8 protein-coding genes and 2 pseudogenes are annotated in these 12,394 nt (G+C 44.6%); 7 read left to right on the top strand and 3 right to left on the bottom strand.

Annotated elements, in window-relative coordinates:
• Window positions 1–48 precede the first annotated feature (48 nt).
• The 3 genes and pseudogenes from TZ48_RS10725 (at window position 49) to TZ48_RS10715 (ending at window position 3,545) form a co-directional block, all read left to right on the top strand.
• Complete coding sequence (locus TZ48_RS10725) at window positions 49–1,245, top strand: glycine C-acetyltransferase (protein ID WP_112479141.1); 1,197 nt, start codon at window positions 49–51, stop codon at window positions 1,243–1,245.
• A gap of 61 nt (window positions 1,246–1,306) precedes the next feature.
• A pseudogene (gene tdh / locus TZ48_RS10720) lies at window positions 1,307–2,339 on the top strand (L-threonine 3-dehydrogenase).
• A gap of 324 nt (window positions 2,340–2,663) precedes the next feature.
• The gene (locus TZ48_RS10715; protein ID WP_112479140.1) at window positions 2,664–3,545 is read left to right on the top strand and encodes an NAD(P)-dependent oxidoreductase; all 882 of its coding nucleotides are present in this window, start codon (window positions 2,664–2,666) and stop codon (window positions 3,543–3,545) included.
• Window positions 3,546–3,729: 184 nt separating this feature from the next.
• Here TZ48_RS10715 and TZ48_RS10710 read toward each other — a convergent pair whose 3' ends face one another.
• Both TZ48_RS10710 and TZ48_RS10705 read right to left on the bottom strand, forming a co-directional pair.
• Window positions 3,730–4,254: a nuclear transport factor 2 family protein gene (locus TZ48_RS10710; protein WP_239670794.1), complete on the bottom strand. Its 525-nt coding sequence runs from the start codon at window positions 4,252–4,254 to the stop codon at window positions 3,730–3,732.
• A gap of 347 nt (window positions 4,255–4,601) precedes the next feature.
• Window positions 4,602–6,218 carry a polysaccharide lyase 6 family protein gene (locus TZ48_RS10705; protein ID WP_112479139.1) on the bottom strand — a complete coding sequence of 539 codons (1,617 nt, stop codon included), beginning with the start codon at window positions 6,216–6,218 and terminating at the stop codon, window positions 4,602–4,604.
• A gap of 623 nt (window positions 6,219–6,841) precedes the next feature.
• Here TZ48_RS10705 and TZ48_RS10700 point away from each other — a divergent pair.
• Together TZ48_RS10700 and TZ48_RS10695 are read left to right on the top strand one after the other, a co-directional pair.
• Entirely contained in the window at window positions 6,842–7,573 is a 732-nt protein-coding gene (locus TZ48_RS10700; protein WP_112479138.1) for an oligogalacturonate-specific porin KdgM family protein, read from the top strand.
• A gap of 249 nt (window positions 7,574–7,822) precedes the next feature.
• Complete coding sequence (locus tag TZ48_RS10695) at window positions 7,823–8,539, top strand: FadR/GntR family transcriptional regulator (RefSeq protein ID WP_112479137.1); 717 nt, start codon at window positions 7,823–7,825, stop codon at window positions 8,537–8,539.
• A gap of 154 nt (window positions 8,540–8,693) precedes the next feature.
• Here the strand turns inward: TZ48_RS10695 and TZ48_RS10690 are convergent, their stop codons facing one another.
• Entirely contained in the window at window positions 8,694–10,844 is a 2,151-nt protein-coding gene (locus tag TZ48_RS10690; RefSeq protein ID WP_112479136.1) for a heparinase II/III domain-containing protein, read from the bottom strand.
• Window positions 10,845–11,296: 452 nt separating this feature from the next.
• On the opposite strand from TZ48_RS10690, the pseudogene TZ48_RS26315 reads away from it, so the two are divergent.
• Window positions 11,297–11,389, top strand: a pseudogene (locus TZ48_RS26315) (cupin domain-containing protein); the annotation flags it as partial.
• Between the two features lie 34 nt (window positions 11,390–11,423).
• Window positions 11,424–12,356 carry a 2-dehydro-3-deoxygluconokinase gene (kdgK, locus tag TZ48_RS10685; RefSeq protein WP_112479135.1) on the top strand — a complete coding sequence of 311 codons (933 nt, stop codon included), beginning with the start codon at window positions 11,424–11,426 and terminating at the stop codon, window positions 12,354–12,356.
• The last annotated feature ends 38 nt before the right edge of the window (window positions 12,357–12,394 follow it).

Genomic DNA, 12,394 nt, shown 5'->3' with positions numbered 1-12,394 from the left:
ATCCCCTACATAACCTATTGAGAAATAGGATAGAAAAAGGAATCCACTATGTCTGCTTCGTTTTATAAGCAAATCCAAGATCAGATTGAAGAAGTAAAAGCGGAAGGTTTGTACAAATCTGAGCGTGTTATCACTTCTCAACAACAAGCGGCTGTTGAAATCTCAACGGGCGAAGAAGTGCTGAACTTCTGTGCGAACAACTATCTTGGTCTAGCTAACCACCCTGCGCTTATTGAAGCGGGGAAAGCGGGTATGGATAAAAATGGCTTCGGTATGGCGTCGGTACGCTTTATCTGTGGTACTCAAGACATTCATAAAGAGCTTGAGCAGAAGCTTTCTACTTTCCTAGGTAAAGAAGACACGATTCTTTACACATCTTGCTTCGATGCAAACACAGGTCTTTTCGAGACTATCCTTGGCAAAGAAGATGCAATCATCTCTGACGCACTAAACCACGCATCTATCATCGATGGCGTTCGTCTATGTAAAGCGATGCGTTACCGCTACGCGAACAACAACATGGCAGAGCTAGAACAGCAACTTATCGCTGCAACTGAAGCAGGTGCTCGCCACAAGCTTATCGTGACTGACGGCGTTTTCTCTATGGACGGCGTAGTCGCAAACCTACCAGCTATCTGTGACCTTGCTGATAAATACGGCGCACTGGTTATGGTTGATGATTCTCACGCTGTTGGCTTTATGGGTAAAAACGGCGCAGGTACTCACGAATTCCACGACGTGATTGACCGTATCGATATCATTACAGGTACGCTAGGTAAAGCAATGGGCGGCGCGTCAGGTGGCTATACTTCAGGTAAAAAAGAAGTGATTGATTGGTTGCGTCAGCGCTCTCGTCCATACCTATTCTCTAACTCTGTAGCACCGGCCATTGTTAACGCGTCTATCCGCGTTCTAGACCTGCTACAAGAAAGTGGCGATCTTCGTGAGCGTCTATGGAAAAACGCGGCACACTTCCGTACTCGTATGGAAGGCGCGGGCTTTACTATGGGTGGTGCAGATCACGCGATCATTCCAATCATGCTAGGCGATGCAAAAGTCGCGGCTGAGTTTGCTGAGCGTGCGCTAGAGAAAGGCATCTACGTGATTGGTTTCTCTTTCCCAGTTGTACCTAAGGGTCAAGCACGTATCCGTACTCAAATGTCAGCAGCACACTCTCGCGAGCAACTAGACCGCGCTATCGATGCATTCATCGAAGTGGGTAAAGACATGGGTCTTATCAAGTAATTGCTCTCCCATTGATTTTTAGCCCTGAGCTTATAGCTCGGGGCATAGTTTGGTAAATATTATGAAAATCAAAGCACTTTCAAAGCTTAAGCCAGAACAAGGCATCTGGATGACCGAAGTAGACAAGCCAGAGCTTGGTCACAACGACATCCTAATCCGCATCAAAAAGACCGCTATCTGTGGTACTGACGTTCACATTTATAACTGGGATGAGTGGTCACAAAACACCATTCCTGTGCCTATGGTTGTAGGTCACGAGTACGTGGGTGAAGTCGTCGGTATCGGTCAAGAAGTTCGCGGCTTCGAAATTGGCGATCGTGTATCTGGTGAAGGTCACATCACTTGTGGTCACTGCCGTAACTGTCGTGGCGGTCGTACTCACCTATGTCGTAACACAGTGGGTGTGGGTGTTAACCGCACGGGTGCTTTCTCTGAGTACCTTGTTATTCCAGCGTTCAATGCGTTTTAAGATTCCTGAAGGTATTTCTGATGACCTAGCGTCTATCTTTGACCCGTTTGGTAACGCGGTACACACAGCGCTTTCTTTCGACCTAGTCGGTGAGGACGTACTGATCACAGGTGCGGGTCCAATCGGCATCATGGCTGCAGCGGTTGCAAAACACGTTGGTGCTCGTCACGTGGTTATCACGGACGTGAACGAATACCGTCTAGATCTTGCTAAGAAGATGGGCGTAACGCGCGCAGTTAACGTAGCGAACGAAAACCTAAAAGACGTGATGGCTGAACTCGGCATGACGGAAGGCTTCGATGTTGGTTTGGAAATGTCTGGCGTACAAGCTGCATTCAGCTCAATGTTAGAAACTATGAACCACGGTGGTCGTATCGCACTTCTAGGTATTCCACCATCAGACATGGGCATCGACTGGAACCAAGTTATCTTTAAAGGTCTTGTGATCAAAGGTATCTACGGTCGTGAGATGTTCGAAACTTGGTACAAGATGGCAAGCTTGATTCAATCAGGTCTAGATCTAACACCAATCATCACTCACCACTACAAAGTTGATGACTTCCAAGAAGGCTTCGATGTGATGCGTAGCGGTCAGTCTGGTAAGGTTATTCTCGATTGGGAATAGTTTGACTCAGAAAAAGTGTCGTTCATATGCACGACACTTTTTCTTTTGACGCCACGAATGTGCGTTAAAGAATTCTTGCTCTATTTATCCCCTGTAAAGACACCGTTTAGCTTAGTTCTATCCTCGCGTTACATGCCTCTCAGTTATCCTACTAACCAGTAGTCACAACACTTTTGATTAATGTTTGCTCACTCGCTACGCTAACCCAAATCACATTATTAATTTAAACTCCTTCTTAAGTCGTTTTTTGATTGATTTAAACCACACAACTCTATATCCTTTACATCAATTAATCATACAATAGTACGTAAAGAGGAATTAAACATGACTAAACCTGTAATCGGCTTTATCGGTCTAGGTCTTATGGGCGGCAACATGGTTGAGAACCTTCAAAACCGTGGTTACGAAGTTAACGTTATGGATCTGAACAAAGATGCCGTTGCAGCTGTTCTAGCTCGTGGTAATGCATCTGAAGCAACGTCTGGTAAAGATTTGGCAGAGAAAAGCGACATCGTCATGCTATGTCTAACAACGTCTGAAGTTGTAGAAAAAGTCGTATACGGCGAAACAGGTATCCTAGTGGGTATGAGTGAAGGTAAGACGCTAATCGACTTCGGTACTTCTATCCCAGCTTCAACTAAGAAAATCGGTGCTGCTCTTGCTGAAAAAGGCGCTGGCATGATCGATGCGCCGCTAGGCCGCACTCCAGCTCACGCGAAAGATGGTCTTCTAAACATCATGGCTGCTGGCGACATCGAAACGTTCAACAAAGTTAAGCCAGTTCTTGACGAGCAAGGTGAAAACGTATTCCACCTAGGTGCACTAGGTTCAGGTCACGTGACTAAACTAGTTAACAACTTCATGGGTATGACGACAGTTGCAACTATGTCTCAAGCTTTCGCTGTCGCTAAGCTAGCAGGGGTTGACGGTCAGCAACTATTTGACATCATGTCAGCTGGTCCATCTAACTCTCCATTCATGCAGTTCTGTAAGTTCTACGCAGTAGACGGTGAAGAAAAACTAGGTTTCTCTGTTGCTAACGCAAACAAAGACCTTGGTTACTTCCTTGCTCTATGTGAAGAGCTAGGTACAGAGTCTCTAATCGCTCAAGGTACTTCCACAAGCCTACAAGCAGCAGTTGATGCTGGCCTAGGTCAAAATGACGTTCCAGTGATCTTCGACTACTTCACCAACCTGAAGAAGTAATCGTTGAAGCTTAGTTTGAGCGAGATATCGCACTAAGAAACGAATAAACAAAACCCCGCTGATGTTATCAGTGGGGGTTTTGTTTTGTTTGCAACACAACTTAAGTTTTTGAAAGGGCAGTGTGCCTAGTTTCTGTTAAGTGAATTGTATCCAGAGCTTTAGCTATTAGAGAAGCGATTGGGCTTTAAAACTTCCCACCGTTAACCCATTCGCTTTTGGGAGGAACGGGTTCTTGATTAATCCACCATTCGACAATTTGCTTGTTATCTATGCGAAATATATCAAAGCGAGCTATTTCTGTGTTTTCATAAAACAAACGGCTGTAAGCGACAACCATGTTACCTTGGCCGACAATTTTAAATACCTGATCATAGCTCCCAACATAGTTCTCGGCAGGATCAACATCCAAAGCAGCGTGCATAGCGAGGTTATCGAAACTTACGTAGCGGCTAGCGCTCTCTTTTCGCCCTAACACCATCACATCACACAAAAAGTTCCTAACTAACTCTTTGTTGTCTTCGGTCTTATCAATATCAATGGGTTCAGTTGAGCCGCTTATTTGATCTCGTTGGGTATCTGGATTTTCTTTATAGGCAGAGATGACATCCCAATGCTCTATGATCTTGTCATTATTGTCGGTATCAAATAAATCGGTGGTGACCCAGTATGCTTCGCCGTTGTTGATGTTTTGATACGCTTGCACAAACACATATTGACCATCGACAAGCGAACGTACGATGCGTATGTCACGGTCGTGGCACCGTTCAATAAATGGCTCAAAAAACTCGACAAAGCCTCTATGCCGTTTCTAACGCCAGTACTATGTTGGGTATAGCGTGCACCCGTATATTTGGTCACGGCTTGCCGAGCATGCCCATCACGAATTCCTTCCATGTACAAGTTGGTTGCATTGTCTAGTTTTTGGCTCATGAGTAACCCCCGTCATTTAGTCGACACATTTAAAGCTTAAGCCTAGTTGAACATTGCTGTACTCGTGACGAATAAAAAGCCCGGTGAACAGTATCCACCGGGCTTTGTTAATTTAGGAACTGATTGTTATTTTACTTTGGCAGCGTTGATCAACTGATAATCAGGGCCAGCGGTTTCTGCCGTAATAACAGAAAGTTTGCTTATGTCTGCACCTGCGTTTTCATATGACATAAGGCCATTTTCTGAAACAGATTTCGGCAGGTCAGTGCTGAAGTTGTCAATTTGCGAGGCTTCAGTGACGGTGCCTACATAAACTTCATTTTTATAGCTTGCATCGACTAGCGGATGATCTGCGACTGCACGAACGCTTACGAAATCTGGGTTTTTGGTATTATCGACCACATTGTTTTCGAAGCTAACGTCAACACCCGTAAAGACGGTTTCAACCACATCGTTGTTAAACAGACTGACGCGATGGGTTTGGTTTCCGTAGACAATGCCCCATTCAGTATCCACCAGCGTATTGTTGTTGATGGTAATGTTTTTCGGCGTCCACTGTTTATTCAGTTCTTTACCTTTTACGCTTTGATCAAGTACTTCGTTGTTTTCTACATCGATAATACCGGTATTGATAACAATGCCGCCCCGCAGGTCCGCATTCCCTTCAATAAGACCATCACGGCCACGGGTACCAGAGATGTAGTTATTACTAATGACATGATTTTCGTCATAGATACGCATACCACCGGTTAGTCTTTTTTCATTGCCAAGAATGATGTTGCTATCAACCGTGTTTGCTTTGCCGTGACGTAGCGAGATAAGCGACGCGCTTTCAAAGATGGTGTTACCTGCAATCAGGTTTTCTCCTGATTTGATTGAGATAAGCTCACGCTCACCATCCATATTGATCATCAGGTTGTTGACGAATTTCGATTTAGAAGGCCACTGCGACGCTTTTGAGTCACCAATACGAATGGCTTCCCAGCTGTTTCCGTTGTATCGAATAGCTTCTTTGATATCGAGTTCGTTGAACACGTTTTTTTGCTGATCTAGGAAGATGTTATCCGCAATTAAGTGATTGTCAGGTTGATCATCCTTTTGGACACCAATCAATGTGCCACGTTTTTGTTTACCTTCGAAACGGTTGTTAATCACCTTGCCGTCTTTACCCCATAGTGATACCCACAAGTACTTTGGATACTCAGAACGGCGCTCATCTGGCTCATAGGCGTAGTCGTGATTGAAGTAATAGAAGGTAGAGTTCACTAGGATGTTGTTGTTACCCATCATGCGAATGCCACCAAATCGCTCCGCAGGTCCGCCTTCAGTAAATACGAGGCCATCAACCGTAATACCGTCACCTTCTAGGACGAGTTGAACAAGACCGGTAAGCCATGCTTCTCCCGCCGTTTCAGATTTGATTGTAACCTTGTTGGCTGTAATGGTGACGACACCAAGATTCGGGAACTTACCAGAGGGTAGGGTAATGGTTGCTCCGTCTTCGGCATTCTCAAGTTGCTGTTTAAGTTCGTCAACTTGTTGAGACGATTGCTCTACCAATGATGCACCATCGGCAATCGTGTAGCGGTCAGTAGCTAGTAGCATCTCTCTTGAGAGTTCATTTAGATCAATATTAGCGGTGATTGAACTCTCAGCGTCTACTGATGAGTTGGAATCAGAAGCCGTGCAACCGACCATTGTTATTGAAGTAGCGATTAGGGCAGCAATAAGTGTTTTCTTCATATTAGTCTCAGGTTTGTTTCTCGAAGTTATCCAGCAAATGAGAGGCACAGTTCAATAGAGGAGCCTTTCAGCGAGCTAGGCTTATACTATCGTTTGACTATATTATTTGTAGTATCATATATCAAGATCGTGGCGAGGGACGTATTTAGGCGTCGAACCAACCAGCGTGAGCTAGGTGTAGAAGTGCACACGTGGGGTGAGCGTGCGGAAGAAACTGGTCTGAAGCTTGCCATATCTGGGCTAGCTGCGTTTTTACTAGCTGTGAGGTTTGGTTCCTGATTGAGTAAAAAAGTGATCGCATGTTGTCTTTTTTTGGAAGATGTGTCGCTGTTGTTAATAAAAACAATGCATTGTTGGATATAAAATATTACAAATAAATGTAAGTTAGCAAGCGTAGTATGTATTGCATCACAGAATTGAAATCAGCAGTCCCATTGAAGTAAATAAAGTTGAACCAACTTATTTATTTTATTTATCAATTATTTAAATTGATTATTGCTGCCGTTTGAATTTGGAAACTTGGATGATTCGCATGTGGCTAGTGATGTGGATCACAGATATTAGCTCTAAAACCGCTTAGTATAATTGTAATACATTAACACAAGCACTATTAGGGTTTGATTATGAACAACCTGTCTAAAGTCACTATCGCAGTGACCACTCTACTTGCGACTACCGCCGTTTCTGCAGCCTCTTTTAACGTACGTCATGAGTATAAGAACGAGACTAAGCAGCACTCTTCTCGTGTAAAGCTTGCGGATAACATCGGCAACTTCCTTGTTGATATTGAAGCGAAGTTCAAGGGACAAAACGGCAAGTTTATGGAAGACCTACAAATTAACGGTTGGGAACTTGGTTTAAACTACCGTCATGTTTTGAATGACAACTGGACTCTGACCTACGGTATGCCAATCGAAGCGCGTAGCGCCGGTATGACATACAAGCCTCAACTTCGTGCGACTTACCAAGTTGACAGTATTGATGGCCTAAGCTTGAGCGCTCGTTACCGTTACGACATTAGACACACTAACGAGTCTACGTCTTACGTCGATGATAATAATGATGGTCTATTTGAGCCTGTTGTAATCCCGAGCAAAGACCAGCGTCGTCACCGTATCACAGCAAACATCAACTACGCTCTAGACGACTGGCGCTTTGGCTTTGAAGGTAACTACTACAAAGCAGAAGGTTATGAGCTATATAACAAAAAAGACACCAACTACGAGCTAAATGCTACAGTCGCAAAGAAAATTGGTCAGTGGACGCCATCTGTTGAGTTTGGTGACGTGAACGTGAGCTCTACTAGCGACAAGCGTGAACTACGTAGCCGTATCGGCCTAACTTACAGCTTCTAAGCGATTCACTCGCTGGATAACTTGAAGGCTCTCAGTAGTGAGAGCCTTTATTCATTTTGCCGTTATTTCAATACTTCAACTCTTGGTTTGGTATCATTGATATTCAAGCGCCTCGGTTTGAATGATACAGCTCAATACATATGAGATGGTCGAAACTGCTAAGAGTTTATCAAGTCTTAAAGCAATAGTTATAGTACTATTGTATTATATGAAAAGTTTCTAAATCTTAATTTTTATCTGGAGCAGTATATGGCTACTTTTTCACTTGTAGAAGATGCAAGTCGTAAGATTCATGTTCACGTTGCCAGGCAGATTGCTCGACAAATATTGTCTGGAAAACTAAGTGAGGGTGAGAAGCTGCCGAATGAGGTGTCACTGTGTGAATCATTCGGTGTGAGTCGCACTGCGTTGAGGGAGTCGACCAAGCTACTCTCCGCAAAGGGGCTAATTGCTTCACGTCCAAAGGTAGGTACTGCGGTTCTGCCGAGGACAGAATGGCACTTCCTTGATCCCCAGTTACTTTACTGGATTCAAGATATTGAAGACACAAAACTGTTTCTATCTCAGTTTCTTGGGCTGCGAAAAGCCATAGAGCCAGAAGCCTGCGCTTTGTGCGCGAAAAATGCGACTGCGGAACAGCGTAAATCTATCTCTCTAATCTTTCAAAAGATGACGCTTGCTGCTGAGGCCAACGACCACCAAGAGTGGACGGTCAATGATCATCTGTTCCATCAAACTATCTTCTTCTCCACGGGCAATCAGTTTTACGTGCCTTTTGGCAACATACTTGAAACCATCTTTAAGCAGTTTCTGGATGAATCCGCAGAAGGTGGACGTTTCTGCTTGGATGAACACAGAGCAATATACGAAGCGATTATGTCGGGCAGGGCAGACGATGCTCGAAACGCATCTGCGTGCTTGCTGAATGACGAGAATCAGAGGTTATCGAGCGTTGTTAATGGCTAACCATTGTCATTCGAGACTGATGTAACTTAGCTTCAAGCGTTAGCCTGAAAACTTGAATATAAAAATGGGCCTCAACTTAGTTGAGGCCCATTGCGTTATTTACAGCAGTAAACTGGAAGCCGATGTTATATCGGCATCCAACAAATGCATACTATTAAACTAAGCCGAATGAGCCTTCCCATGAGAACGTTTGACCTGCAAATTCAACGCTGTGCTGACCTTGCTGCTCATCTTCCGACAGGTTGCTGATAGCAAAGCAATACGTTTTGCCTGTCGTCATGTTGATTTGAACAACGGTAGCAACGTCATTGTTACCGACAACGTTCACTGACTCTACTAGGCCACGAGCATTCACTGATTGTTCAAATTCTTCATTGAAGTAACCGTGAGTCTCTAGAACCGACGCGAACACGTGATCTTTGCCGGTTTGGCGCATGATCATGGCAGGTTCACTGCGTAGATTGAAATCAGGGTCATTAGCGCCTATACGAGCAAAGATAACTTCACTGTCTTTATTGGCACTTGTCACGAGTGAATAGTAGCTGTTATTAACTAACCAGCTAACTAGCGAGCTGCCTTCAACGCGACCAGAGCCGATGTTCCAAAGATGCTGGTAACCGTCAGACTCACCAAGAGGCTTCAAGGTTGCTTCTGTTTGATAGTCGAAATCAGTACGAATGATTTGGCCAGAGTAATGAACAGGAAGATCGTACTGATGCTCTGTCTCAGACTGAATTCGGTACACATCGATAACCAGTGGTTTTTCAAATTCTGGCAATTCAGCAAGCAGGATACTGCGCTGCATATCTACGCCGTCGTAGTAACCAGAAATGCGGCCACTCATACCTTGAAGCTTGTCGCTTGTGATATCAAAGAAATGCTTCTCACCAAACTTAGACTCTGCAAGTGCTGTGTTGAAGTTGTTCTGCGTCTTCTGATCGACAGTGACCGTGTTGTGAGCGACAGTTTGCTTACAGTAAGACTTGTTTTCTGGGATGTAGCGTCCGCCGAACTTTGGCTCTACGTTCACCCAACGGCCATAGCCGTAGTCGTGCAATACCTCGTGGCCTCGGTTAAAGACGCTCAAGTGAAGACCGTCGTAGTGACCATGGTCAAGCGCTGAGTGATACTGGTGATCGGAGCCGTGCTGACCAAACCAAATCAGTGCCATGGTATCGTCGTCTTGGCTATCACGGTGACGAAGAATGCCTAAACCACCTTTTTCACCTTGAGGACCATCTGTTAGGTATAAGCTACCCCAGTTAAATGGCTTGATTTCGTCTGCTGCTTCCACAGCATTCGATAGTGTAAGGCCAGACGAGTGTACCCAAACGTTTTGCTGGTGGTTTGCCATAGCAAGCAAGGTCTCTGCTTTTTCATAGCGATGGAAGCAAACACTCGTTGCCATAACCACCCCCTCATCGTTGATCGAGATGGTCTTCGATGAGTCGTTACAAGCAGGTAGGGAGCCATCAGGGAACGCAGTTTTGAATACAGCGTAAGAGGTGGTCTTGATAACGGAGTCGTTGAATTGGTAGATAGCTAACTCAGGTTGGCGACGTTCAATGGCTTCAGCAAAAAGATAGATAGGTCGCAGTGAGAAACGGTGGTAGTACGGCCCTTCCATGTAGTAACCATCTGGCGAGAATAGCTGATCTAACTGAGCAAGGAATCCGCCACTCACTTTGTCGAGTTTCAAACCGTACAGTGCTTTATCAACAGACTCTTGGTCGTTGATCGCGTAACCACAGATACCAACAGCGGCTACCGCCCAAAGGCCATGGTTATGAACAATGTCAAAGTCGTGACCGTAGGTGACAACGAAAAGATCAATCATTTGCTTGAAGAGATCGTTTTCGATGAGTGCTTTTTGCTCTTCACTTAGCGTGTGATAAATACAGGAATAAGCGCATGATGCATAAAGCATCCACATGTTTTCGTTCAGAGTCTGGTGGAAGATCTTACCCGGAGGGTTAGTATCCTTACTTGTGTTGCTTTCTAGCGTTGGATATACCGTCGCGTAAGCGGTTAGCATGTCAACAATGTAGTCGCGGTACTTTTGCTCTTCAGTGATCAAAAACAAGCGACCAGCTAAATCAATATGAATGTAGTTCTGCTTATGACGGTTGTGTTCGTAACCACCACCTTCACCGTGACCAGGAACCTCGATACCCACTTCTGTCATATACGCATCTGTCTGCTTAATATCGCGCGCCAGTGCTTTCCCCATAAGGCTATCCGTGCCCAAAGCTTTACGAAGCTCAGCGGCTTCTTCAAAGTTCATCAAAAGAGGTTGATAGCTCATTACTGTTTCTCCTAGATGGATTGGCGCGCGAAACAAGCGCTGTGACCAATCCTGTTGATTGCTTGGAGCGAAATCGACTGCATGTGCGGCCGAATCTTACTCACAAATTAGCTGTTGAATATAATAGTAATACAATAGCATCTTAAATCCCACTTGAAGACCAGAGAATGATGACCGAAATCACGGTTGGGACTGTAAGTTATTGTTTATTATTGGTTGTGTTTGATTCGTCGACTCTGTGTGGCGAATTGTATTCAAGGAAAAGCTCTTGATGTTTCTGTCTGTATGTTGATTTAGATCACAGATTTGTAGGTATATTGTATTACAAATAATTTTTTGGGTTATAGTACATAACAGTTAAACTTAGGGTGAATCTAAAGTGGAGAACCATTATGAACCCTTTCTTTATCAAAGAAGAGCACCAGTGGGTCGATCTAGGCGATGATATTAAGCGCAAACTAGCGATGTACGGCGCCGTTGCGTTAGAGCAAGACAGTATTCCTCTAGATATCTTTAACCCTGCTCGCGAAGACTTTTTGAAATAATCGATTAAGAAATCACTGTTGCAAAGGTAACACCATGAAAAATATTAACATTGCAGTCCTTGGCGAGTGTATGGTTGAGCTGCAGAAGAAAAACGGTCAGCTACAGCAAACATTCGGTGGTGACACGCTAAATACCGCTTTATATCTATCTAGGCTAACGAGAGCACATGATGTCAACGTCAGCTATGTAACGGCATTAGGTCACGACGAGTTCAGTGGTGAAATGCTTAGCAATTGGCAAAAAGAGGGCATCGATACCTCTAATGTTCTTCAAATCAAAGACAAGAACCCAGGCATCTATTACATTGAGACAGATGAAACGGGCGAGCGTTACTTCCACTATTGGAGAAACGAAGCCGCAGCAAAATTCATCTTCGAGCAACCTGAGTCAAACGTTTTAGTTGAGAAGCTGCTTGGTTACGATGCGCTGTATCTAAGCGGCATCACATTGGCAATTCTTACGCCAGTTGGTCGTGAAAAGCTGATAGAGACTCTAAAGCAATTCAAAGAGCGCGGTGGCAAAGTATTCTTTGATAACAACTACCGTCCTAAGCTTTGGAGTGGCGAGCAAGAAGCGATTCATTGGTATGAGCAAGTCCTATCTATGACGGATATCGCGATGCTGACATTTGACGATGAGCAAGCGCTATACGGTGACGAAGAGTTGGATGACTGTATCAGCCGTACTTCAGGACTTGGCGTAACAGAGATTGTTATCAAGCGTGGTGCGGAAGCTTGCTTGGTGGTTGAAGGTGACAAGCGTGAGTTTGTTGCACCAAACCCCGTGTCGAATGTTATCGATACCACCGCTGCTGGCGATTCTTTCAGTGCAGGTTTCCTTGCGAAACGCTTAACAGGCGGTAACGCACAAGAGTCTGCATTTAGCGGACACTGCATGGCAGGGCAAGTCATTCAGCACAAAGGTGCGATCATTCCTCTGTCTGAAATGCCAGAACTATCCCTATAAATCCCAAAGGCTCGCATTACTGCGGGCTTTTCTAGAAA

It is taken from the genome of Vibrio variabilis (genome assembly GCF_003263785.1).
Taxonomy (GTDB): Bacteria; Pseudomonadota; Gammaproteobacteria; order Enterobacterales; family Vibrionaceae; genus Vibrio; species Vibrio variabilis.
Note: the sequence above shows the minus strand (reverse complement) of the source record. Positions and strands in the feature narration are given on the sequence as shown.